Origin of the sequence: Veillonella sp. (assembly GCF_018364065.1) — a bacterium.
Classification (GTDB): domain Bacteria; phylum Bacillota; class Negativicutes; order Veillonellales; family Veillonellaceae; genus Veillonella_A.
The window spans coordinates 12,650-37,566 of sequence record NZ_JAGZMO010000006.1; the positions used below are offsets into that span (position 1 = coordinate 12,650).

Annotated in this window: 27 protein-coding genes and 1 pseudogene; 2 read left to right on the forward strand and 26 right to left on the reverse strand. The window is 44.9% G+C overall.

What is annotated here, in order from left to right; all coding sequences use genetic code 11:
• Positions 1-2: 2 nt before the first annotated feature.
• The 13 genes from ruvB to KHZ77_RS07270 form a co-directional block, all read right to left on the reverse strand.
• Positions 3-1,007 carry a Holliday junction branch migration DNA helicase RuvB gene (ruvB, locus tag KHZ77_RS07210; protein WP_295197303.1) on the reverse strand — a complete coding sequence of 335 codons (1,005 nt, stop codon included), beginning with the start codon at positions 1,005-1,007 and terminating at the stop codon, positions 3-5.
• Positions 1,008-1,009: 2 nt separating this feature from the next.
• Positions 1,010-1,621 (reverse strand): Holliday junction branch migration protein RuvA, encoded by a 612-nt coding sequence (ruvA, locus tag KHZ77_RS07215; protein ID WP_295197306.1) that lies wholly within the window; start codon positions 1,619-1,621, stop codon positions 1,010-1,012.
• Positions 1,622-1,713: 92 nt separating this feature from the next.
• Complete coding sequence (ruvC, locus tag KHZ77_RS07220; protein ID WP_295197308.1) at positions 1,714-2,214, reverse strand: crossover junction endodeoxyribonuclease RuvC; 501 nt, start codon at positions 2,212-2,214, stop codon at positions 1,714-1,716.
• A gap of 134 nt (positions 2,215-2,348) precedes the next feature.
• On the reverse strand, positions 2,349-3,086 hold the full coding sequence (locus KHZ77_RS07225) for a gamma-glutamyl-gamma-aminobutyrate hydrolase family protein (RefSeq protein WP_295197311.1): 738 nt from the start codon (positions 3,084-3,086) through the stop codon (positions 2,349-2,351).
• Positions 3,076-3,876, reverse strand: a complete 801-nt coding sequence (gene trmD, locus KHZ77_RS07230) for a tRNA (guanosine(37)-N1)-methyltransferase TrmD (RefSeq protein WP_295197314.1) — start codon at positions 3,874-3,876, stop codon at positions 3,076-3,078. Before trmD ends, KHZ77_RS07225 begins: the two co-directional genes overlap by 11 nt.
• 88 nt (positions 3,877-3,964) lie before the next feature.
• Positions 3,965-4,462, reverse strand: coding sequence for a ribosome maturation factor RimM (gene rimM, locus KHZ77_RS07235; RefSeq protein WP_295197317.1), 498 nt, complete (start codon positions 4,460-4,462; stop codon positions 3,965-3,967).
• Positions 4,463-4,475: 13 nt separating this feature from the next.
• On the reverse strand, positions 4,476-4,883 hold the full coding sequence (locus KHZ77_RS07240) for a YlqD family protein (RefSeq protein WP_295197319.1): 408 nt from the start codon (positions 4,881-4,883) through the stop codon (positions 4,476-4,478).
• A gap of 15 nt (positions 4,884-4,898) precedes the next feature.
• Positions 4,899-5,126 carry a KH domain-containing protein gene (locus tag KHZ77_RS07245; RefSeq protein WP_295197321.1) on the reverse strand — a complete coding sequence of 76 codons (228 nt, stop codon included), beginning with the start codon at positions 5,124-5,126 and terminating at the stop codon, positions 4,899-4,901.
• Between the two features lie 21 nt (positions 5,127-5,147).
• On the reverse strand, positions 5,148-5,411 hold the full coding sequence (rpsP, locus tag KHZ77_RS07250) for a 30S ribosomal protein S16 (protein WP_162098956.1): 264 nt from the start codon (positions 5,409-5,411) through the stop codon (positions 5,148-5,150).
• 37 nt (positions 5,412-5,448) lie between these two features.
• Positions 5,449-6,810 (reverse strand): signal recognition particle protein, encoded by a 1,362-nt coding sequence (gene ffh / locus KHZ77_RS07255; RefSeq protein WP_295197325.1) that lies wholly within the window; start codon positions 6,808-6,810, stop codon positions 5,449-5,451.
• Position 6,811: 1 nt separating this feature from the next.
• Complete coding sequence (locus KHZ77_RS07260; RefSeq protein WP_295197327.1) at positions 6,812-7,177, reverse strand: putative DNA-binding protein; 366 nt, start codon at positions 7,175-7,177, stop codon at positions 6,812-6,814.
• A 374-nt stretch (positions 7,178-7,551) separates the two neighbouring features.
• Positions 7,552-9,720, reverse strand: a complete 2,169-nt coding sequence (locus KHZ77_RS07265) for a heavy metal translocating P-type ATPase (protein WP_295197330.1) — start codon at positions 9,718-9,720, stop codon at positions 7,552-7,554.
• Positions 9,721-9,783: 63 nt separating this feature from the next.
• Entirely contained in the window at positions 9,784-10,053 is a 270-nt protein-coding gene (locus KHZ77_RS07270) for a metal-sensing transcriptional repressor (RefSeq protein WP_295197331.1), read from the reverse strand.
• Positions 10,054-10,415: 362 nt separating this feature from the next.
• On the opposite strand from KHZ77_RS07270, the gene KHZ77_RS07275 reads away from it, so the two are divergent.
• A complete protein-coding gene (locus KHZ77_RS07275) occupies positions 10,416-11,075 on the forward strand; it encodes a YigZ family protein (protein WP_295197333.1) in 660 nt (219 codons plus the stop codon).
• A gap of 148 nt (positions 11,076-11,223) precedes the next feature.
• Here the strand turns inward: KHZ77_RS07275 and KHZ77_RS07280 are convergent, their stop codons facing one another.
• Positions 11,224-12,624, reverse strand: coding sequence for an amino acid permease (locus tag KHZ77_RS07280; protein WP_295197335.1), 1,401 nt, complete (start codon positions 12,622-12,624; stop codon positions 11,224-11,226).
• A 373-nt stretch (positions 12,625-12,997) separates the two neighbouring features.
• Here KHZ77_RS07280 and KHZ77_RS07285 point away from each other — a divergent pair, with 373 nt between their 5' ends.
• Positions 12,998-13,276 carry a glutaredoxin gene (locus tag KHZ77_RS07285; RefSeq protein ID WP_295197338.1) on the forward strand — a complete coding sequence of 93 codons (279 nt, stop codon included), beginning with the start codon at positions 12,998-13,000 and terminating at the stop codon, positions 13,274-13,276.
• 144 nt (positions 13,277-13,420) lie between these two features.
• Here the strand turns inward: KHZ77_RS07285 and KHZ77_RS07290 are convergent, their stop codons facing one another.
• The 12 genes and pseudogenes from KHZ77_RS07290 to alaS form a co-directional block, all read right to left on the reverse strand.
• A complete protein-coding gene (locus KHZ77_RS07290) occupies positions 13,421-14,005 on the reverse strand; it encodes a hypothetical protein (RefSeq protein WP_295197340.1) in 585 nt (194 codons plus the stop codon).
• A 91-nt stretch (positions 14,006-14,096) separates the two neighbouring features.
• The gene (locus tag KHZ77_RS07295) at positions 14,097-15,011 is read right to left on the reverse strand and encodes a DUF362 domain-containing protein (RefSeq protein ID WP_295197343.1); all 915 of its coding nucleotides are present in this window, start codon (positions 15,009-15,011) and stop codon (positions 14,097-14,099) included.
• 48 nt (positions 15,012-15,059) lie between these two features.
• Positions 15,060-15,125, reverse strand: a pseudogene (locus KHZ77_RS09540) (twin-arginine translocation signal domain-containing protein); the annotation flags it as partial.
• A gap of 279 nt (positions 15,126-15,404) precedes the next feature.
• A complete protein-coding gene (thrS, locus tag KHZ77_RS07300; protein ID WP_295197345.1) occupies positions 15,405-17,315 on the reverse strand; it encodes a threonine--tRNA ligase in 1,911 nt (636 codons plus the stop codon).
• A 483-nt stretch (positions 17,316-17,798) separates the two neighbouring features.
• Entirely contained in the window at positions 17,799-18,032 is a 234-nt protein-coding gene (locus KHZ77_RS07305) for a DUF4911 domain-containing protein (RefSeq protein ID WP_295197348.1), read from the reverse strand.
• A 95-nt stretch (positions 18,033-18,127) separates the two neighbouring features.
• A complete protein-coding gene (locus KHZ77_RS07310; protein ID WP_295197351.1) occupies positions 18,128-19,366 on the reverse strand; it encodes a U32 family peptidase in 1,239 nt (412 codons plus the stop codon).
• A 3-nt stretch (positions 19,367-19,369) separates the two neighbouring features.
• Positions 19,370-19,972: an O-methyltransferase gene (locus KHZ77_RS07315; RefSeq protein WP_295197469.1), complete on the reverse strand. Its 603-nt coding sequence runs from the start codon at positions 19,970-19,972 to the stop codon at positions 19,370-19,372.
• Positions 19,973-19,999: 27 nt separating this feature from the next.
• Positions 20,000-21,019: an endolytic transglycosylase MltG gene (gene mltG / locus KHZ77_RS07320; protein WP_295197354.1), complete on the reverse strand. Its 1,020-nt coding sequence runs from the start codon at positions 21,017-21,019 to the stop codon at positions 20,000-20,002.
• 115 nt (positions 21,020-21,134) lie between these two features.
• Complete coding sequence (locus KHZ77_RS07325; protein WP_295197356.1) at positions 21,135-21,428, reverse strand: DUF1292 domain-containing protein; 294 nt, start codon at positions 21,426-21,428, stop codon at positions 21,135-21,137.
• Between the two features lie 11 nt (positions 21,429-21,439).
• The gene (gene ruvX / locus KHZ77_RS07330) at positions 21,440-21,859 is read right to left on the reverse strand and encodes a Holliday junction resolvase RuvX (protein WP_295197358.1); all 420 of its coding nucleotides are present in this window, start codon (positions 21,857-21,859) and stop codon (positions 21,440-21,442) included.
• An 11-nt stretch (positions 21,860-21,870) separates the two neighbouring features.
• A complete protein-coding gene (locus KHZ77_RS07335; RefSeq protein ID WP_295197361.1) occupies positions 21,871-22,128 on the reverse strand; it encodes an IreB family regulatory phosphoprotein in 258 nt (85 codons plus the stop codon).
• A 176-nt stretch (positions 22,129-22,304) separates the two neighbouring features.
• Positions 22,305-24,911, reverse strand: coding sequence for an alanine--tRNA ligase (gene alaS / locus KHZ77_RS07340; RefSeq protein ID WP_295197364.1), 2,607 nt, complete (start codon positions 24,909-24,911; stop codon positions 22,305-22,307).
• Positions 24,912-24,917 lie beyond the last annotated feature (6 nt).

Consider the following 24,917-nt stretch of genomic DNA (forward strand, 5'->3'; position numbering starts at 1 on the left):
AATTATACGTTCGGCATCGGCAATCCCAGATGCTTATAAGCCTGCGGCGTCACAATGCGCCCACGATTGGTGCGCGCCAACAACCCCAGCTGCATGAGATACGGTTCGTACACATCTTCAATAGTTTCCCGTTCTTCACTCACGGCGGCTGCAATCGTATCTACGCCCACAGGCCCCCCTTTAAATTTCTCAATAATAGCCCGCAGTACACGGCGGTCAATGCGGTCCAAACCAAGTTGGTCAATGTCGAGACGCTGCAATGCGTCATCCGCAATAGCGCGCGTAATAACGCCGTCGCCCACGACTTCCGCCACGTCGCGCACGCGCTTCAACAAGCGGTTCGCAATACGCGGGGTTCCCCGTGCACGGCGTGCAATTTCGGACGCCCCTTCTTTTTCGATCGGCATATTTAAAATTTCCGCCGAACGGGTCACGATAAATTCCAACTCTTCCTGTTTGTAATATTCCAAACGGCTGATAATGCCGAAGCGATCGCGCAAAGGACCTGCCAAAGCACCGGCCTTCGTCGTAGCCCCTACAAGGGTAAAACGCGGCAATTCATAACGCATGGAACGGGCGCTTGGACCCTTGCCGATAATAATATCGATAGCATAGTCTTCCATCGCCGTGTAGAGAACTTCTTCCACACTGCGAGACAAACGATGAATTTCGTCGATGAACAGAACATCCCCTTCGTTCAAGTTTGTCAAAAGGGCCGCCAAGTCGCCGGGGCGCTCAATGGCAGGACCGGAGGTAATGCGGAAATTAACGTCCAATTCGTTGGCGATAATACCGGCCAAGGTGGTTTTACCAAGGCCCGGAGGTCCGTATAAAAGCACATGGTCCAAAGAGTCGCCGCGCTTTTTGGCCGCCTGGATGAAAATGCTCAGATTTTCCTTCGCTTTAGACTGACCGATATATTCTTTAAAATAACGAGGCCGCAAGCTATACTGCCACGTATCTTCTTCCCGTTCATCATTACCGATAATGCGAACTTCTTCTTTCATGTCTATTTACCCTTTCCCAATTCAGACAAAACGGTACGTAATAGCTTCGATTCGTCCAATGTGCCGTCATCGTATTGTTGTAATATATCAATGAATTCAGATTCATCATATCCCAGTGAAATGAGTGCTTCCGCTACGGTACCACCCACGCCGGAACTTGTCGGTGACGCAGCAACAGCGGCGCCTTTTTTGCCGCCACCCATAACCGGTGCGAACTTGGCGATTTTATCCTTCAACTCCAGCACAAGGCGCTCTGCCGACTTCTTGCCGATGCCCGGTAACTTGGTGAGTGTATTCACTTCGCCGTTCATAATGGCTACTTTAATGCTGTCCGCCGAAAGGCCTGACAACATGCCCAGTCCCACTTTCGGACCGATGCCGGATACGGAAATGAGCAAAATAAACAAATCGTATTCTTCCTGAGAGCCGAATCCGTAAAGCTGAATCGCATCTTCACGAACACTCATATAAGTAAATAGGGTAACTTCATCTCCTTCGCGGAGCGTGTCACGTGTATTGGCGGAAATATATAAACGATATCCTACGCCGTTAACGTCGATAAAGCATGAGCCGTTAAAAATGTGGCTCACTGTTCCTCGTACATATCCAATCATCTGTATACCTCAGTCGTTTCCATATATTAAATCTGAAGTTCTATGTAACCTACAACTTCGTTTAAATCTGCCGATAAAACCGCAAGATCCTTTTAAATCTGTAACTTCCGTTTTAACGATTCGGACTGCGAGCTGTACGCCGTGCAAATGGCGATGGCCAATGCGTCCGCCGTATCGTCCGGCTTAATGCGCTGACGAATGCCCAGAAGCTGCATGGTCATGGAGATAACCTGCTCCTTCGTGGCCCGTCCATACCCCGTCACGGCCTGTTTCACCTGCAGGGGCGTATATTCATAAATGGGCAAATCTTTCTGACTGGCCGCCAATAAGATGACGCCGCGCGCCTGACCGACCGTAATGGCCGTCGTTACATTGCGGTTGAAAAATAATTGTTCCACCCCGAACTTGTCAGGCCGATATTCTTCTAAAATGTCGCTTAAGTCGTTGAACAGGATTTCGAGGCGCCGTGCATCCGTGTCGTCCGGCGTCGTCGTAATAGCCCCGTAGGCTACAGTTTTCAAACGACTGCCTTCCACATCGATAATGCCGTAGCCGCAAATTGCACTGCCCGGATCAATTCCAATTATTCTCACCAGTAAACTCCCATCTAATATAATAACCAATCATTTAATTATAACACTATCTGTGATACACCTTCAAACAAAAACGAAGCCCCTCCCATGAAGCGGCTTCGTCTCTCTCATTATATCATTCTTAGGCTCATTCGTTAACGGTAATCTTCCACTTTATCGAGGAATGCCTGGAACAATCGTTCCATTTCGTCGTATTCACGCCACATGTTTTCCGGATGCCACTGCACACCCACAATGGTGGCATCGTCATTTTCAATGCCTTCCACTACGCCGTCGGAGCTCACACCGGTTACGCGCAGGCCTTCACCCAACTCACGCACCGCCTGATGGTGGCGTGAATTAACGATAATTTGCGGACCGAACACCATATCCAGGAAACTGTTCGGTTCAAAAGATACCGTATGGGTCGGATCGCCACCGGCCGCACTTTGGGAGTGCTTAACAGACAAGTCCGCATATTGCGCCTTCAAGTCCTGGTACACCGTGCCCCCAAAAGCTACATTAATCATCTGCGCCCCTTTGCAAAGACCCAATACAGGCTTCTTTGCCTTGGCCGCTGCCAGAATTAATGTTTTTTCGAAATAGTCGCGCTTATAATTTACAAAGCCCAATTCAGGAATCGGTTCTTCCCCAAAGAGAAGCGGATCAATATCGGGACCGCCGGGAATGATGAGACCGTCGCACATATCAATCAGATCGGCGCATACATCTTCCGGTTGTTCCACATCGGGAAGAATAAACGGTACTGCATCCAAATAGTGAATCACATCCACCAAGTCGCGTGGTGCAAACGGGGCACGACGCTTGTTAATCGATTTTGAAACTTCGTCCAATGTATCCGCCGTAATGCCGATTCGTAATTTATTTGCCATAGCCGTTTCCTCCATCCTGATTTACGGGCCACAGACCCGCTTTTTTCAAAGTTTTAATGGCTTTTTCTTCTTCAGACGTCAACTCGCGCTGCAATAAGTCGGGGCGTAGTTGTTCTGTGCGCAAAAGAGCCTGTTGCAGGCGCCACTCCGCAATGTTCTTATGATGACCGCTGCGAAGTACGTCCGGCACTTCCCAACCGCGAAACACAGGCGGTTTCGTGTATTGAGGACCTTCTAAAATAGGGCGATAGAAGGAATCTTCCACCGCGCCGGCCGCCGCCCCCAGCACACCGGGAATCATTCGGGCCACCGCATCAGCTACTACCATAGCCGGCAATTCACCGCCGGTGAGTACGTAGTCGCCGATAGAGATGGTTTCATCAATAAGATGTTCCTCCACGCGATAGTCTACCCCTTCGTAGTGACCGCAAAGAAGAATGAGCTGATCGTATGTAGCCAGCTCCCGAGCCTTTTCCTGCGTGAACCTTGTCCCTGTAGGACCTAAAAAAATAACCCGTTTCCGAGGCTCTACATCACGTGTCGCTTCGGTCGATTCACCAAGTTGCAACACATGCTCCACAGCCTCAAAAATGGGCGGTGCCATCATCAGCATCCCCGCTCCGCCGCCATACGGTGTATCGTCCACCTGATTGTGCTTGTTATGGGCAAAATCGCGTGGATTCGTCACCGCCATAGAGAGTCGGTTCGCTGCAATAGCGCGTTTTATAATACTATGATCAAAAAAAGCAGCGAAAAACTCGGGGAACAAGGAAATAATGTCAATTCTCATAACTTTTATGACTCCTTTCCAACGTGCCGTCATGCGGCATCAACCGACAGCCATCGCTGCTGTACGTCAAATTTAGATGTGGTGGATATTAAATCCATTCCGGCGGATCAGCAATAATCTTGCCGCCGGGTACGTCGATGTCTAAGATTACATGGTCCAATACAGGGAGCAACAAATCAGGCTCGCCTTCTTTTTGTACCACGTACACATCATTGGCGCCGGGTTGCAATACATCAGACACAGTGCCGAGTACTTCACCCTTCGTGTCGTACACAGTGAGTCCGATAATATCGAAAATGTAATAGCGCCCTTCCGGTAATTCAACCAGTTCATCGCGGCGCACCTGAATTTCCTTGCGCCCCATAAGTTCCGCAGCATTGCGGTCAGGCACTTCTTTAAAGGTGGCTAAAATAAACTGTTTATGATAACGGGCGGAGGTAATATGGTATTTTTTACCGTCAATGTAGCAGTCCTCCATCGTCAGGAACCGATCCGGAAAATCAGTAGTAGGCATTATACGAAGATCACCCCGCACACCGTGCGGGGCAACGATAACACCTATGGTAATCAGTTCGTCCTGATTCATGGCGTCTGATTTCTTAGCTGCGGAACGCTACGATCTTACCGTCTTCGAGCAAGATTTCGCTACCCATTAACGCATCAAAGTCGTCGCCAACTTTAACAGTAACGGAACGTTCAAATGTACCCTGATTAATTTCAGAGCCCAAATCAAGCTTTTCAACTTCCTTTAATTTGGCTGCTACGTCCGCCTTAATGGATAAGCGTTGATTTTTGTTTTCTTCAATTTGCTGACGAAGTTGGATAATGCCCTGCAAATCGAGTTTAGCTTGTTCGCTTTCTAAGCGTTTAGCCTGGAACTCGAGTTGTTGCAAGTCTTGTTCCACTAAGTCGAGACGATGCTGTAAGTCAGCAGTAAGCTTCACTTTTAAGTCTTCGGTCACTTTGGACTTAATTGTCACAGGGACACGAATCGTCATTTCTTCCATTTTCTACCTCACCTTTTAGACAATCTCAACAGATATCTTCTTGTTTTCCTTGATAGCTGCCGCTTTGGCAACTGCTCGGATTGCTTTAGCAATTCTACCTTGCTTTCCAATAACCTTGCCCATGTCTTCCGGTGCAACGTGAACTTCGTAGACTTCCACATCGCCCTTTGCGGTCACGGTAACAGAAACGGCTTCAGGCTGCTTTACCAATGACTTTGCAATTAATGTAATTAATTCTTTCATCACAGTATGCCTCTCTATGAATTACTTCTTAGCGTCAGCAAATTTCTGCATAACACCGTGCTGTTTGAAAAGGGAGCGAACAGTGTCAGTTGGTTGTGCACCATTACCCAACCAAGCCAAAGCTTTTTCTTCATCAATATTGATAACAGCTGGGGACTTAGTTGCGTCGTACTGGCCGATAGTGTCTACAGGACGGCCTTCACGAGGAGCACGAGAGTCAGCTACAACGATACGATAGAAAGGAGCTTTTTTAGCACCCAAACGAGTTAAACGAATTTTCAACATTTATAACTTCACCTCCTTATAAAAGTTTCTATATAGATCAACCGCCGAAAGGTAATTTAGGCATCATTTTAGACAAAAGTCCGCCTTTCCCATGACGCATGGATCCCATTTTTTTCATCATTTTCTGAGCTTCTTCAAACTGTTTGATTAAGCGGTTAACATCCTGCACGCGTGTGCCGGAGCCCATGGCAATACGTTTGCGTCGGGAACCGTTCAACAATTTGGTGTCTGCTCGTTCCGCCATTGTCATGGATTTGATAATCGCTTCCATGCGGCGTACTTCTTTACTATCTAAATCAATATCTTTCAGTTTATCTTTTACCTGACCCATGCCCGGTAAAAGGCCGATGATATTTTGGAAATTACCTAATTTTCTAACTTGCTGCATCTGCGCCAGGAAGTCGTCCAATGTGAACTGATTCTTGCGCATCTTATCAGCCAGTGCCTTGGCTTCTTCTTCATTGATAAGGTCTTTAGCACCTTCAATCAAAGTCTCCAAGTCACCTAAGTCAAGAATACGGGAAGCCATACGATCCGGATGGAACACGGCCAAGCCGTCCATCTTTTCACTGGTACCCACAAATTTAATCGGTTTGCCTGTAACGGACTTAATCGATAAGGCCGCACCACCTTTGGCGTCACCGTCAAGCTTTGTCATAACGATGCCGTCAAGGCCAAGCTGTTCATCGAATGTCTTAGCTGTTGTTACCGCATCCTGACCGATCATGGCGTCCACAACCAGCAAGATTTCATGAGGCTTAACAGACGCTTTAATATTGACGAGCTCATTCATGAGTTCTTCGTCAATAGCCAGACGACCGGCCGTATCGATGATCACCACATCTTTTAACATGGATGTGCTGGCTGCGATTGCATTTTTAGCAATGTCTACCGGATTGGCGCCCGCAGTTTCTTCCGCATAAACAGGAATATCAATCTGCTTGCCTACAACTTGCAACTGTTTAATCGCCGCCGGACGATATACGTCGGCTGCAACCAACATTGGATGTTTCCCCTGCTTGCGCAAGTGAACAGCCAACTTGCCGGCTGTTGTCGTTTTACCGGCACCTTGCAGACCTACCAGCATAATAACTGTTGGCGGACGCGGTGAAATCATGATGCGCGCTTCCGTACCACCCAGAAGTTCAGTCAGTTCGTCTTTTACAATCTTAACAACTGTCTGAACCGGATTGAGGGAACCGAACACCTCTTCGCCCAACGCTTTCGCCTTAATGCGATTGATAAAGTCTTTTACTACCGTAAGGCTTACGTCTGCTTCCAGCAAGGCGATACGCACTTGCCGCAGGGCTTTATTTACATCCTCTTCGGTAACTTTCCCCTTACCTTTCAAGGACTTAAAGGCTTCTTGCAAACGATCTCTTAAATTATCAAAAGCCATCCTATCCCTCCATTTGGGTCACTAATTTATACAGTGAATCTTTATATTGTGCAACTTGCTCCACTCCGTTTTGACCGCCGCTTACCACGTCGTCAAACTTGGCCAGTTCTTCTTTTAAATCACTGACTAAGTGGCTGCGCTTTTCATACTGCGCCACCAGGTGCAATTTGCTTTCGTACATATCAAGTAACTGACGCGCACGGTTCATATTATCGTGCACGGCCTGACGCGACACACCGAGTGCTTCGGCGATCTCCGCCAGTGACATATCTTCTTCGTGATGCCACGACAGTGACTGACGCTGCTTGTCCGTGAGCAAAGGTCCATAGAAATCAAGCAGTAAACTAATCAGTACGCGTTCTTCCATGACTCCTTCACATCCCTTCATCCACAACGATTTCATCTCAGAACATGTCAAGCTAAAAAACTTTACACGTTATTCTAACAGAGCCCATATAAAGTGTCAAGTAAAATTCCTTAACACATGTAAAATTATTACATACACTCTGTAAAATCCGTAAACGAAAATAATTCTTGGCGTGTATACGCCGGCCTCATCGGCCTCTATTACCATTGTATAATACCTATATCTTCTTGCATATAGGCGATACGTGCTAATCCACGTACTGCAAATCTTGGTACCGCAAATCTTGAACAACAAAAAAGCCGAGGCTCATAGAGCCCCGACTTTTATAATCGCTTAAATTCGCTTATTACAATCGACTCAACGTCGCGTTTCGATTAGCTTAATTTTGCGCGTTTTAAACGTAAAGCGTTAGTTACTACTGTAACAGAACTGAATGCCATGGCAGTACCGGCAATCATTGGTGTTAATAAGCCTACAGCAGCCAGTGGAATACCAAGGCTATTGAAGATCAATGCCCAGAATAAGTTTTGACGAATGTTGGTCATTGTCTTGCGGCTTAATGTTACAGCCTGTACTAATGTATGTAAGTCGTTACGAACTAATACGATATCAGCGGATTCAACGGCGATGTCTGTACCGTTGCCGATAGCAAAACCGATATCAGCTAATGTTAAAGCAGGTGCATCATTGATGCCATCGCCGACCATGCCGACGATTTTACCCATTTTCTGAAGTTCTTCAATCTTACCGGATTTATCTTGTGGTAAAACTTCAGCCATTACATGATCAATGCCGGCTTTCTTAGCCATGTAGTTTGCCGTACGACGGTTATCACCGGTAAGCATCCACACTTCAATGCCTTGTTCATGTAAGGTTTTAATAACTTCAGGAACTTCAGGACGAAGTTCGTCTTCAACAGCCCAGAGGGATGTAACCACACCATCTACGGCTAACAAGGATACGGAAGCACCGCGTTCTTCTTCAGCAAGAACAGCCTGTTCCACTTCATCAGTTAAGTAACCTAATTCTTTCATCCAGCGGCTATGACCGATTTTTACATTCTTGCCATTAATAGTGGCTTCAAGGCCATGACCCGGAATATCTTTAAATCCATCCACTGCAGGAACAGCCTGGCCGTTTAAGTGTTCTTGACCATAAGCCACCATAGCTTTTGCAATTGGATGTGTAGTACCTTGTTCAATAGCTGTCATGATTGCCATGTTTTCAGCATCTTGACCATTAAAATGTTTTACTTCACTAACAGAAAGCACGCCTTTTGTAATAGTACCGGTTTTATCAAGCACGATTGCATTTAATTTGCCGGCACGTTCAAGGAATTCTGCACTCTTAATTAAAATACCATGTTCAGCACCAAGACCGGAACCAACCATGATAGAAGTTGGTGTTGCAAGACCTAAAGCACATGGGCAGGCGATAACTAATACAGCGGTAGCATGGATTAAGGCTACGCCCCAATCATCAACAAAACCGAAATACCAAACAAGGCCGGTAAGTACAGCCAAGCTGATAACGATAGGTACGAAGTAAGCGGCTACAACGTCAGCTACACGTTGGATGGAAGCTTTCGAAGTCTGAGCCTGTTCAACAACTTTAATAATCTGAGATAACATAGTATCGGCACCGATTTTTTCAGCCTTCATTGTGAAAACACCGGTTTCGTTAATAGTAGCACCGATTACATTGCTGCCTTCGGATTTTTCAACAGGTAAGCTTTCACCGGTAAGCATGGCTTCGTTTACAGCGGATTGACCTTCAAGAACAACGCCGTCTACCGGTACTTTTTCACCGGCACGAACTTGGATAATGTCGCCTACAACAACTTGAGTGGTAGGAATATCAATCCATTGACCGTCCCGCTGTACGTGAGCGGTGCTGGCCTGTAAGCCCATAAGTTTTTCTAACGCTTCGGATGTACGGCCTTTAGCCACTTCTTCAAGAACTTTACCAAGTAAAATGAAGGTGATTAACCAAGCTGAAGTTTCAAAGTATAATTCATGGTTACCAATCATCATATTATAAATACTGAATACATAAGCAACAGTTGTACCGAGAGCTACGAGCACGTCCATTGTTAAGGAACCGCTGCGAATTGCGCTCCATGCACCTTTGTAGAATACAAGGCCCGGACCGAACTGCGCGATAGTAGCCAATACAAATTCAATCCATGGGTTAAGCATTGGCCATCCGAACAGATGATTGCCGGTCATGCTGACCATCATTGGAATTGCCATAACTGCGGCAATAATCATACGATATAATTGAGGTTTGTAATTTACTTTTTCTAATTTTTGAGGGCCATCTTCGGCAAGGCTGGCGCCAAAGCCGATTTTAGTGATGGCAGCCACAACATCATCAGGAGTTACTTTACTGTCATCTGTATACGTAACGCTCCCTTTACGGGTTAACAAGTTAACCTTTACATCAGCAACACCATCAAGGCGGCTGACTACTTTTTCAACACGGCCTACACAAGCTGCACAGTGCATACCGGTAATATCAAATTCATTAGTGCGAGCACTCATTGTTCATTCCTTCTTTCTCAAATCTTCTATATCAACACCGGCCGGCGACGACCGGCGATAATATTATTTATGTAATGATTTATAAACGCCCATCAACTCGGTAATGGCGTCGTCTTCATTACCACTCTTAATAGCATCAACTACGCAGGAACGGGAGTGGCTTTCCAGCATCAACATCCCTACCTGATATAAGGCGGCGCGAGCGGCACCGATTTGTTGGAGCACTTCGATACAATAGCGGTGATCTTCGATCATTTTCTCAATACCTTCGATCTGACCTTTAACGCGACGAAGTCTGCGACTCAATTTTTCTACTTCTACATCATTCAACATATGATTCGCCTCCTTTACATATGTACTATTAATTCGTAAAATTATAAGAGGATTATATCGGGTATACCTATAATATAAATCAATATTACTTTATAACATCTTTTATATTACTGAGTAACATCCTTTCAGTGGGGCTCTTTTTAATACCCCCCTGGAGTATCTCTACATGTATTATGATACTCTTCTACCCCACTTACGTCAACAAGGGGGTATTAATCTATTTCTAAATTTTTCGAAATTAATTTCAAGGAAGAAAAATCACAATTAACATAGCCATAGCAGGCATTTACAGTAAACTTTAAAATTTCGCAGCGCCGTTGAGGCAATTTTTTTGATAATCTTTTTCACAGGGGGTATATAAAATGTCATCATTTATTACGGTTGGCGAGGAACATCGCATCGAATATATCATAGAAAAATCCCGTTTTATCGCCACCGCCATTCCCTGCACGACGGAAGCGGAAGCGCAGACGGCCATCGCCCGCATCAACAAAGAATTTTGGGACGCCACCCATAATTGCACGGCCTATGCCTTAGGTCCTTCTCAGGAACAGCAGCGCTCCTCCGATAATGGCGAACCCTCCGGCACAGCCGGCAAGCCTATGCTGGAAGTACTTAAGAAAACAGGTATTACCAATACGCTGATTGTGGTAACTCGCTACTTTGGCGGCATCAAACTCGGTGCCGGCGGACTCATTCGGGCCTACTCCCACAGCGCGGCGGAAGTGATCAAAACGGCGCCAAAAGTGTTGCACACATTGCGCCAAATCGTAGAAGTTACCGTCGATTACAGCCTTTACAATACCCTGGGTAGGTATCTGGAGGAACAGAACTATCAATTCAGCACGGCCTTCACAGATAAAGTAACCTTGGAAATCTATGTAGATCCTAAAGACCTGGACACCTTGCGGACCACCGTGGAAAACATGAGCAGCGGCCAGGCCGGCTGGAACGAACTGGATGAACAGATGGTGGCCATACCGCTAACCGGTGACACCGGAGACACGGAAACATTGGAATAAATAAATAAAAATCCCTGTAAGACACATATCTTACAGGGATTAATTTTTTTCGCTCTTACTTACATTTTGCTCTTATTTTATATTTTGCTTTTACTTAGATTTCACGCTTACTTAGATTCAAAAGCTCCAACAAAACCGCCAAAGCCTCTTAGCGCAATGTAGCTTCATCAGATTCCATCTCAGCTACTCCATCCGGAGCGGATTCTCCTTTAAATTGATAAATCAATAATAAGAGGATGAACCATACCGGTGTAACGAAAAGTGCCACACGGGTAGATGGATTAAACGCCAAGGTTACGATAACGAAGGCGAAGAATGCCAATACGATGTAGTTGATGTAAGGGAACAACGGCATTCTGAATTTACTTTTCGCTGCCAAGTCAGGGCGTTTTCGAATGAATTTCATGTGGCAAATCGTAATGGTTGCCCAAATATAAAGGAAACAGAATGTAGCCACACTGGTAATAATAACGAATACGCCTTCCGGCACAATGTACTGCAATGCTACAACGAGGCAGATGACCAAAGCGGATAAGAAGAGCGCATTAGCCGGTACCTGTTTGCTGGTGAGCATTTCAAGTTTGCCCGGTGCATGGTTGCGCTTCGCCAAAGAATACAGCAGGCGGCTTGTACTGAATACACCGCTGTTGCAGGCGGATGCTGCCGATGTGAGCACTACAAAGTTTACGATGGATGCGGCGCCGATAATACCTACGGCGAGGAACACGTCTACGAACGGACTGTGTTCAGGATTAATCGCATTCCATGGGAATATACTCATAATCACGCCGAGCGCACCTACGTAGAAGAGAATGATGCGCACCGGAATGCTGTTAATAGACTGAGGAATTACTTTTTCCGGATTTTCCGTTTCACCGGCTGTAAGACCTACCAGCTCAATGCCGGCAAAGGCGAATACAACCATCTGGAACGATTGAACGAATCCTGACGCACCGTGTGGGAACCAGCCGCCATGACTCCACAAGTTGGAGAATGACGCAGTACCTGCCGATGTAGTTTGCCCGGAGAAAATAAAATAAAGACCTAAACCGATTAATGCCAGAATAGCAATAACTTTTACAAACGCAAACCAAAATTCCAGTTCTCCGAAGAGTTTAACCGTCAATAAATTCATCAGTACTAAAATAGTTAGTACAATTAAACTCGGCAACCACGCATCCATCCATGGAAACCAGAATTTAACATAAATACCTACCGCCGTAATATCCGCCATGGCCACCGATATCCAGCAGAACCAATAGGTCCAGCCGGTAATAAATGCGGCTCGTTCGCCCATGTAGTCCTGTACGAATTCCACGAATGTGTGGTATTCCGTATTGGATAACAGCAGCTCACCTAAGGCGCGCATCATAAAGAAACAAACCAGGCCTGTAATAATATAGGCAAATAGGATGGCCGGGCCCGCCAGTGCCACCGAGTGGCCTGATCCCAAAAATAAGCCCGTACCGATCGCCCCACCGATTGCAATGAGTTGCACGTGGCGATTCTTCAGCCCCCGAGCGAGGGTTTTATCTCCTTGTTCTTGCATAAGCTCTCCCTCCCATTAAGGCTTCTCTTTGACGATTAATAGTCTATAGAATTAAAATAGCATGGTTTATTATATCACATTGACTATAAAACAAGTATTCCAATTGCAAATAACTATACCGTCCACATAGAGTAAATTAATATATTTTTGAAAAATACATTATAGCAGAAATGGCAAAGTCTTTGCAACAACTGAATTTCTCCATACATTCCTTGCAGTTATGGAAGTCAATAATATTTGACGCAATTTAATTTTAGTCCACACCTTTTAATTTCTACATTTATGGTATATAATATATATGTAACGTAGATAGAATATTTTCTATGTGCTTTAAATTGTTAATATAACTTTATTAAAAAAAGGATGAGATACTATGAAAGAAATTTTAGGTTTCCACTTAAACGGCTGCCCTTACTGCAAAAACGCTTTTAAAGCAATTGATGAATTAAAAGCTGAAAACCCTGCTTACAAGGACATTAAAATTGAATGGGTAGAAGATCAGGATGCTCACGAATTATTCAAAACACATCCATACGAATACTATCCAAACCTTTGGTTCGGTACTGACAAACAGTACGAAGCACAACCTGGTGAAAGCTACGATCAAACAAAAGCTTACATCAAAGCTGTGTTCGACAAAGCATTACAATAATATATCAATACGGCAATTTACATTGCCATCTATAAAGGCAACAAGAATGCTTGACAGCTTACACTGTTAAAACTTCTTCACTTCCTAAAAAGAGACCATAACCGACAAGATTACCTCCCACCGGTTATGGCCTCTTTATTTTTCTTACTTAGCAGTTTCTTTCCCGTGTTCAGCCTCACGTTTCGCTTTCTGCTGTTCGTAGTAGAGCTGCTGCACTTCTTTGAAAGTCTCCGCTTCTCCGTTTACAATGGCCTGTTTCATAAATTCCAAAGCCTCAACGGAGCGACAGTTTACCGGCATGAAGTCTTCAACGGTTTTACGCTTTACCGCTTCAATCTGCTGGTCGTAACGCTGTACTTGCTTATCGATAAGTTCACGGCGTTTTGCATGGCCCGCTTTGCGGAACAAAGCAATCATGGCCATCCAGATGGCAAACAAGCCGATAAAGCCGGGACCGCCCAATTCCATGATATAGCCCGTAACGGTATTTGGAGCCTTATCATGCCAGAGCCAAATGATGCCCCAAATGATAGCGCCCGCAATAAGATGAATAATCAGACTTTTGCCCGTATAGTACGTATGACCCAAAGTTTTCTGGCGATCTGCCAACAATTCTTCCTTCTGATCTTCAATCTGCTCCACAGTCTGATAATATGGATATAAACGGTCAAAGCCCTGCAATAATGCCTCTTTATCCGTTGGTGCCTTTGCTACTCGATTCTTCTTCATACAAAACTCCTTACTGCTTCTTACTATTAATATTCATTATTATAGCCTATGAGCCGTAAAAATTCCATATGTTCTAAAGAATCTAAAGGGGCTAATCCAAATCAATCAGCTCGTACTTATCATTGCCCATCTTCAAATCGCGCATAGCCTGCAATTGATGAAGTCCATGGCGAGATTCAATGCGTTCTACCAAATCGTGTTTTTCATTGTCCGGCTTAGCCCATACTAAATCGACGCTGGCTTGATCGATAGCTAATATATCGGTAGACGCCAAGATGCCGATATCAGAAATGGTCGGTTCAGCTGCGTACACGCCGGCACAGTCACAATCTACCGACATGCGACGCAATACATTTAAGAAGACAATATGCTTGCCAAAATGATCGACAATAGCTTTGCCTGAATCAGCCATGCGTTCCATGAAATGGTCTTGCAAAGGCATTTCACCCCAGGCTTCATTGGCCGGTGGCATAGCCCCTTCTAAATAGCCGTGAACTTGACGTTTCCCCAATTGACCGGTGGCACAACCGATGGCAATATTTTTCAAAGAACCGCCAAAACCGCCCATAGCATGCCCTTTAAAATGGGTTAATACAACCAATGAATCGTAGTTATCAAGATTCTTACCCATAGCCACTTCTTTTAAATGTTTGCCCCCGCGTACAGGATAATTAACGTAGCCGTCTTCATCCAGAATATCCACAGGACAGAAATCCCAGCCGTTTACCTTTAGCGTTTCACGATGATCTTCCGTCGTATAACGATCGCCGCCATACATGGTATTTGTTTCGACGATAACACTGTTAGGAACATGTGCCTGGAACGGCTTAATCATGGCCGGCGGCAAAATATTGGGACCATGCTTTTCACCGGTATGCAATTTCAAGGCTACCTTACCGTAAATACCTTCATTAATTCGATCATAAAGAGCAATTAAATGCTCCGCATCAATATGTTTAGTAAAATATACTTTTGCTTTAGAACCTGCATCATTTGTATTCGACATGACTGTACCTCCTATTGAATCCGCCTGGCTTAAATTTGGGATATTTGGCAGCAATAGACCACCGGCCGTTATACCGGCCAATTTCAAAAAATTTCGCCTCGACATTTTTCGCATATTCGCCTCCCCGGAGTCTCTTTGCAAAACACATTCGTTTCCTTCATATCATATTGTACTCCTTGAAGTGAACTTCAAGTCAATAAAAAAAGAACTTACTCTCCAAAACGTTAAATTTTAATAATCTCTAAAAATTATTAATCAAACAACGTTTGTTGAGTAAGCTCTTTATATATTAAGTTATATTGCTATTGCCATCACTAATGCTATTGTTCATTACTGCCTTAGGATAACAATGTCTATAGGGGCACAATTTGTATTGCTCCTTTAAGGCGAATCTTATTTGCGGTCTTTAACTTCTTCCAAGATGTTGTTAAGGAATTCTTCCCAAGGCTGTGTTCCCACTTCACCTTCGCCGCGTTTACGGATTGCAACAGTGCCGTCTTCTTCTTCCTTATCCCCTACTACGAGCATGTAAGGAACTTTTTCCATCTGTGCCTGACGAATCTTGTAGCCGATTTTTTCGTTGCGGTCATCAAGTTCTACACGGATGTAAGCGTCTTTGAAGGCCTTACGTAATTTTTCAGCGTATTCCACATGTTTTTCACTGATAGGTAAAATCTTAACCTGTACAGGAGATAACCAAGTTGGGAATGCACCGGCATAGTGTTCGATAAGGATACCGATGAAGCGTTCCAAGGAACCGAAGCAAGCGCGGTGAATCATGATTGGCTGATGTTTCTGGCCGTCTTCACCGATGTATTCCATATGGAAACGTTCAGGCAAGTTCATATCCAACTGGATAGTACCACACTGCCAAGTACGACCGATGGAGTCGCGAATATGGAAGTCAAGTTTAGGACCGTAGAAAGCGCCGTCCCCTTCGTTAATCTGGTAAGGGATGCCTTTTTCTTCGATAGCTTCGCGAAGCGCTTCAGTTGCGGATTCCCAAATTGCGTCGTCGCCCATAGCGTTGTCAGGTTTAGTACTCAATTCAACGCGGTAGGATAAGCCGAACTGGCTGTAAGTACGGTCGAACAATTCAATAACTTTGATCAATTCTTCTTTAATCTGGGATGGCAACATGAATACATGCGCATCATCTTGAGTAAAGCTGCGAACACGGAATAAACCATGTAAAGCACCGGACAATTCATGACGATGTACAAGACCTAATTCAGCCATGCGGATTGGAAGATCGCGGTAGGAATGCATTTCATTCTGGTAAACCAAGATGCTGCCAGGGCAGTTCATTGGTTTGATTGCGTAATCTTCGTCATCGATCTGAGTAGTGTACATGTTTTCACGGTAATGGAACCAGTGACCGGATTGTTCCCAAAGTTGACGGTTCAAAATGATAGGAGTACGAACTTCTTCGTAGTCGAAATCATGGTGAATTTCGCGCCAGAATTTTTCCAATTCGTTGCGAAGTGCCATACCTTTTGGAAGGAAGAATGGGAAGCCGGGACCTTGTTCTTTAATAGTGAAGATACCAAGTTCTTTACCAAGTTTACGATGGTCACGACGAGCCGCTTCTTCTAGTAAGTGTAAGTATTCATCCAATTCTTCTTTCTTTTCGAAAGCAGTGCCGTATACGCGCTGTAACATTTTGTTCTTTTCGTCACCGCGCCAGTATGCACCGGCGATGCTCTGAAGTTTGAATGCTTTGATTTTGCCGGTAGCGGATACGTGAGGGCCTGCACAGAGGTCTACGAATTCGCCTTGACGGTACAAGGAGATTTCAGCATCAGCCGGTAAATCTTCGATCAATTCCACTTTATAGTCTTCGTGTTTTTCTTTGAATAATTTCAAAGCGTCTTCACGGGATACGACTTCTTTTTGAATTGGCAAGTTTTCTTTTACAATGCGTTGCATTTCTTTTTCAATCTTAGCCAAATCTTCAGGAACCAATACATGTTCCATGTCGAGGTCATAGTAGAAGCCGTTTTCAATAGCAGGACCGATAGCCAATTTTGCTTCCGGCCATAAGCGTTTGATAGCCTGTGCCATTACATGGGATGCGCTGTGGCGCAATGCGTCTTTACCGCCCTGTTCGTTGAAAGTTAAGAAGCTTACATGGGAGCCGTCTTTCACTTCTTCACGAAGGTCAGTTAATTCGCCGTCCACATCGGCAGCCAATACTTTTTTAGCCAAGCTGTTGGAAAGCTGTTTTACTGCTTCCCCCAAAGTTGTACCTGCAGCATACACTTTTTCGCTGTTATCAGGTAGTATAATTTTTACGTCACTCATCTTAATTCCTCCTCAGAAATATGTGTCAGTTTTGCCGTTGGGAGCGGCGACGCTGCTAATATATAATGCATTTGCACAAATAAAAAAGACCTTTATCCCGTACAAGGGACGAAGGTCTCGTGGTTCCACCCTAGTTAGCTACTAATACTCGTATACTTATCTATTATGATTGCTTGATACTACAGGAAGCATGTTGCCATGCTGTACAGTAACAAGTTCATATTCTATAAGTACCTAAAGTTACTAATATCTCACTTTGTTGTCGATAACGCATACTCGCGGATGGGCTTACTAACTTCTGCCAATCGGTTTGAAGGGGGTAATATTGTATCATGTGTAAGAAGCTCACAGCCTCGGCTTCTCTCTCTGAAACACAGGGGATAGAGTATCATGTCCTTCGCATAACCTTTTTCATTTATTGTATACACTGTACACCAAAAAAGAATTGTTGTCAATACTAATTGAGTGCAATTTAATAACATTTTACACGATTGGTGAATCTGTAAACTCAACGTTTACGGGCAAACTCGCCAATACGTCACGCACGACCGGGGCCGTATCCGGCGTTGAACGAACCATGCAGAGCCCGTTCGCTCCGTCAATGGTCGTCATAACGCCCAGATATTCGTACCCTTCTAAAATGCGATTTACATAATTTGTCTGCGCCGAATCTATCTTGAAATAGACATAGGACGCTTCATAGATTGTATGTGTCATCTTACATTCTTTTTACTATAAAAATCAGGTTTTTTTAAACCGGTCAGGTTAATTTTTACTTGATTAGTAACGCAAATAAGCTTTATTTCGCTTATTTATTTCGCCTGTTTCGGTTTGCATTTACGACGCATCATGGAGTATTCTTCCAACGGTGTGTCGATGTACAAGCGAACTTTCATCTGCGCATGTGGCGCTACAGTGATGTCTTTGCCGTCTTCGTCGGTCATCTTGGTGATTACATGGTGCACCAAGCCTTTATGAGGCTGGCAGAATTCCACTTCATCTCCTACCTTGAAGTTATTGCGCTGTTCCAAATACGCGTAGCCTTCTTCCGCATTGTAACCTTCTACAAGGCCTATGAAGTCATGTGTCTGTGTATTGCTGGATTCACCGTAGTTCTGTGCCGTTTCATCCGGTTTTTCCACAGAGAAACCTTCCGTATATGGACGGTGAGAGATTTTTTCCAACTCTTCAATCCATTCCGGTTTAACTTCATAGTGTTCAGGATCCGCCAAGTATGTATCTACCGCTTCGCGATATACTTTCGTTACCGTTGCCGCGTAGTGTACGCTCTTCATGCGGCCTTCGATTTTAAGGCTGTCTACGCCCGCTTCGATAAGATCCGGAATATATTTCAACAAACAAAGGTCTTTGGAGTTGAAAATGTAAGTACCGTGTTGATCTTCTTCGATTGGATAGTATTCGCCGGGACGGTTTTCTTCCACTAAGGAATATTTCCAACGGCAGGCCTGTGTACATTGACCACGGTTTGCGTCGCGTGTTGTGAAATAGTTACTCAACAGGCAGCGGCCGGAATAGGAAATACACATTGCGCCATGAACGAAGGCTTCAATTTCAATGTTAGCCGCTTCTTTCATAGTCTTAATGTCCGCAATGCTTACTTCGCGAGCCACTACGACGCGGGTTGCGCCCTGCTCTTTCCAGAATTCTGTAGTCAAATAGTTTGTTGTGTTTGCCTGTGTACTTACATGAAGTTCCAAGCCCGGTGCAACGCGTTTTGCCAAGAGGAAAATGCCCAAGTCGGCAACGATAATCGCATCCACTCCGATGGATTCCAGGAACTTCAAATAGTCCTCAAGACCTACCAAGTCTTCGTTGTGAGGAATAATGTTGCAAGTTACATAGATTTTTTTACCATGGCTGTGAACGAATTCCACAGCTTCTTTGAGCTGTTCGTTATTGAAGTTGGAGCTGCTTGCGCGCAGACCGAAAGACTGACCTGCACAATATACTGCATCTGCACCATAACGAATAGCCATTTTTAATTTATCCATATTACCGGCTGGCGATAATACTTCGATTTGTCTGTTCATGTATTACTTATTACCTTTCCAAATACTTACGCTCATCCCGTCGCCTAACGGATAAATCGTCGTGTTGAAACGCTCTTTATCCTCTACGGTCTCCAGGTACTCTCTGAGTCGCTTTACAATGGTTTTATAACGGCGCGGCGCTTCCTTCTCGCCACGCACATATCCTCTAAATAATACATTATCGGCCAGTACAACCGCTTGCGGAGCCAACTTGGATTCAATCAATTCCAGCTGGTTTTTATATTGTCCCTTCGGCCCGTCTAAAAAGACCATGTCGTAGGGACCTTCCATCTCCGACAACAGTGTGTTTGCATCCCCTAAATGCAATGTAATTCTATCATTATACTTGGACTGTCCAATAAAATGTTTGGCCATACCATGTCGTGTTTCATCGATTTCAATGGAATCTATATGAAAATCTTCACCGCTGTGACGCGCTAAAAGCAATGTAGAGTAGCCGATGGCTGTACCCACTTCCAGGATTCGAACCGGCTTATACAGCGAAATCAGCTCTTCAAAGAGATGTACTTCAGACTCTCTCAGAATAGGCACTTTATTGAGCACCGCATAAATGCGCTGTTCATTTAATATGTCTTTAATATCCAACAATTAATACAACCACCTTTTCACGACCTAGTCGTTCCCATAAATGGAATCCACCACTTTTAAATGTTCTTCATATGTTTTAGTGAAGTGATGGTAGCCCTCTTTATCAGCTACAAAATACAAGTATTCCGTATCGCCCGCATTGAGCACCGCTTCCATGGACTTCATGCCCGGATTGGCGATCGGTCCCGGAGGCAGGCCTGTATGTAAATACGTATTATACGGACTTGGCAACTGCGTATCTTCCAGCGATAACTGAGGTTTCGGATAGCCTAAAATGTACTGAATGCTGGCGCATGACTGTAAAGGCATACCTATTTTCAGGCGTTTTAAAAATACAGCCGCAATAACAGGTCGGTCTACATCATATTTAGCTTCTTTTTCTACCAGTGATGCTAATGTAATAAACTCGAAAACGGTCAGCCCCTTGTCGGAAATCTTCTTGCGAATGTCCGGCGTAAGTTTGCTGTCCATTTCCTTCGTCATGATTTTCAATATGTCATTTGGTTTGGCATCTACAGGAATCTCATAGGTACTGGGAAATAAAAATCCCTCCGGCTTGTAATCTACAGGAGCCGGCCCATACATATATTGATAGGGTACATACGTCTTAGCTGCCTCTAAAAAGGCTTCCTTGCTACTTAAACCGTCTTTTGCCAATTCTTCAGCAATCTGATTAATTGTATATCCTTCCGGAATGGTTACGCGAATGGATTTTAACTTCCCTTGCTGCAACAGTTGGATTACCTGATGCAGGCTGGCGTTCTGCGGAATCTGATAATAGCCCTGCTGCAGTTTGTCCACGGCTCCGGTTACCCGAAGTGCCAGTCGGAATGCGGCAGGTGACTGAATTAATCCTTTTTGATAGAGCATATCGCCGATTTCGGCGCCTGTCTGATCTTTATCAACAATCAATACTACTTGCTGTGGATGTTCCATTTTACTATTGGGCATATAATAATAGGCCCACGCGCCTAAGAAACAGATAATCACCAGTCCCAGGATACCTCCCAGAACATAGGTTATCAACTTCTTGCGTTGACTCATAAGCAAAATAACTCCTTATCTAGTAACAATCTTGCCTTTTTTAGGCCTTTATAACAGGCCTGCATAAAACACACGAAAGAGGGGCGTCGCCCCTCTTCGTGTACCTTTGCAGATATTATTCTTCGTCAATACCTTCTTCATACAAGGCACTCACGGCATCAAACTCTTCGTCTGTCGGTGCTACATACACTTCTTCACCGTCTTCAACTTCAAGACGGGCAATCGTTACATGCGGCTCTTCGTGGCATTTGCAGCCCGGTTCGCATTCTTCCGGAGGAAGAGATACTAAAATCGCGAACTCTTTGTCTTCGTAGGAAATAATCATATCCTCAACGTAGAGGATCTTATTTCCTTCATCATCAACCATCTCAATCACAGGCATTTCATTTTCAAAATCTTGTTCCACCATGGTTAACCTCCTTAGGGTTTACTTTGTCGTCGATCCAAATAGCCTTGTAAAATGACGACTGCCGCCATTTTATCAATTACGTCTTTTCGTTTCTTACGACTAACATCAGCAGCAATCAAAGACCGCTCGGCCATAACCGTAGACAGTCTTTCATCCCAAAAAGTAACAGGCACAGCAATAACTTCCTGCATTTTGGCTACAAATTCTTCCGTTTTAATTGCACGGTCGCCCTTCGTGCCATTCATATTCTTTGGCAAGCCAACAACAATTTCTTCCACTTCGTACTCATTAATGAGCTCCTGAATGCGATTAAAATCGCGCTCCAGCGAAGTGCGGCGGATTGTCTCGATACCCTGTGCAGTCATGTACAGCGCATCGCTGCAAGCCACGCCGATTGTGCGGCTTCCCACATCTAAAGACATAATTCTCATAACTATGCCTCTTAGAGTCCTTTTGCTTTTACATACTCAGCTACCAACTCTTCCAAGAGTTCGTCCCGTTCTAAACGGCGAATCATGCTGCGCGCATTATTGTAACTGGTAATATAGGTAGGCTCGCCGGAGATAAGATATCCTACAATCTGTTCAATCGGATTGTATCCTTTTTCTTGCAAAGCGTGATACACCTCACGAAGAACTTCACGAGCCGAAGGCGTATCTTCAACCTTTTTAAACATCATAGTTTCATCTGATACACTCATGCTATAACCTCCTTTACATCAGTTATATTATATCATGTTTTAAATTATTCTAGCCATGATATAGTGACCATAGTTTTAAATATTTATCAATAACACATGACTTCCAAAAGATTCCGTCAACGACCGTCTCTTTTGGAAGTTCATCTGTTTCAACTCAATAAAACACCGGGTGTTAATTAAGCCATAGTTTCAATTGTTTCTTTACCGGCTTGAAGAGCGGCTGCCAATTTAGCAGCGTCTTTACCGCCGGCCTGTGCCATATCAGGACGTCCGCCGCCGTTGCCGCCCGCTGCCTGTGCAGTGGCTTTTACGATATTGCCTGCATGGTAACCGGCTTTCACTGCATCTTTTGTAGCCATACATACAAAGTTAACTTTGCCGTCATGAGCCATACCGAGCAATACAACACCGGAACCGATGCGGTCGCGAACCATATCCGCTGTTTTGCGGAGTTCGTCCATATCGGCTACATTAACTTCCGCAACGATAGCTTTACCGCCTTTAATTTCAAAGCCGTTCTGAAGCACGCTGTCCAAGCTGCCTGCCACTAATTCTTTACGAACTTCGCTGAGGCTGTGTTCCAACTGCTTCATTTCGCCCATTACATGTTCTGCACGGGTTACTACTTCTTCAGGTTTTGTTTTCAAAATAGTAGCTACGGAGCGAAGATCAGCCTGTTCTTTCTGAGCAAGCTTCAATGCCGCTTCGCCGGTAACTGCTTCAATACGGCGTACACCGGAACCGATACCGCCTTCGGAAAGAATGCGGAACTGGCCGATAACAGCCGTATTAGGTACATGAGAGCCGCCACACAATTCCACACTGAATTCAGGAACTGTTACAACGCGAACCACGTCGCCGTATTTTTCACCGAACAAGGCCATAGCGCCAAGTTTCTTTGCTTCGTCCATCGGCATTTCTTTTACGTCCAATGTAGTGGCTTTCAAGATTTCGCCGTTTACCAAGTTGGTGATTTCCTGTAATTCTTCAGCGGTTACAGGAGAGAAATGGGTGAAGTCGAAACGCAAGCGGTCAGGCATTACCAAGGAGCCGGCCTGGTTTACATGAGTACCCAAAACTTCTTTCAAGGCAGCGTGCAATAAATGCGTAGCTGTATGGTTACGCGCCATGGAGAGGCGACGTTGTGTATCTACTTCGAAGTGAACTGTGTCACCAACCTGCAAGTTCCCTTCTACGATAGTACCTACATGGTAGGTTGTGCCTTCCGGTAATTTGCGAGTGGTGTGTACTTCCATTTTGCCCATAGGGCCAACGATGAAACCGGAGTCGCCCAACTGTCCGCCACCTTCCGCATGGAACGGAGTGGTACGAACGATGAGGGTTACTTCGGTGCCGTCAGACGCAGATTCCAAGCACTCTGCACCGTGACCGAGCATAAGCACTTCAGATTCAGTAGCGCTTTCGTCGTCAGTCAATTCTTCCTTCGCAAGGAATGTAATGTCCGGTGTAGCCACTTTTGCGTCTACATCTTCACGAGCTGCACGAGCACGGGCGCGCTGTTCAGCCATGGCGGATTCGAAGCCTTCCATTTCGATGGCAAGACCTGCTTCGTGCGCGATTTCTTCGGTTAATTCCCAAGGGAATCCGTAAGTGTCATACAATTTGAACACATCAGTACCGGGTACTGTGTCGGCACCGTCCGCTTTCAAGCTGGAGATGAGGTTGCTCAACATTTCAAGACCTTGTGCCAAAGTTTGGTTGAAACGATCTTCTTCGTTCGCTACTACGCGGGTGATGAAGTCGTGTTTTTCTACAAGACCTGGTAAGCCAGGACCTAAGATGTCCACAACTACGTCCATGAGGTCAGTGAGGAAACGGCCTTCAATGCCGAGTAAACGGCCATGACGTACGGCGCGGCGCAAAATACGGCGCAATACGTAACCGCGGCCTTCGTTGGAAGGCAATACACCGTCACTGATAAGTACAGCAATAGCACGAGCGTGGTCGCCGATAACTTTCAAGGATACATCCTTGCTTGCATCGGAATGGTATACCACGTTTGCCATAGCGGCCGCTTTTTCAATGATTGGGAAAATAAGGTCAGTTTCAAAGTTGCTTTCCTTATTTTGAAGTACAGATGCAAGACGTTCAAGACCGGCACCGGTATCGATGTTCTTCTTAGCCAATGGCACATATTCGCCTTCAGCGGTACGGTTGAACTGCGTGAACACGAGGTTCCAGATTTCCAAGTAACGGTCGCAATCGCAGCCAGGTGCACAATCAGGTTCACCACAACCGCGTTCTTCGCCCAAGTCGTAGAAAATTTCGCTGTCAGGACCGCAAGGACCTTCGCCGATTTCCCAGAAGTTGTCTTCTAAACGGCTGATGTGGGAGTCATCGAGACCCACTTCTTTATGCCAGATGTCATACGCTTCATGATCATCAGGATATACAGTTACATATAAACGATTCTTATCCAGTTTAATAACTTCGGTTAAGAATTCCCAAGCCCAGTGAATGGCTTCTTTTTTGAAATAATCGCCAAAGGAGAAGTTCCCCAGCATTTCAAAGAATGTATGGTGACGCGCAGTGCGGCCTACATTTTCAATATCGCCTGTACGGATACATTTCTGACATGTAGTTACACGCGTGCGAGGTGGTACTAATTTACCTGTAAAAAACGGTTTTAATGGTGCCATACCTGCCCCGATGAGCAGTAATGACGGATCGTTATCCGGAACGAGTGAATAACTATCTAACTTTAAGTGTCCTTTACTTTCAAAAAACTGCAAGTACGCTTGACGCAGTTCATTTCCCTTCATAAGTTC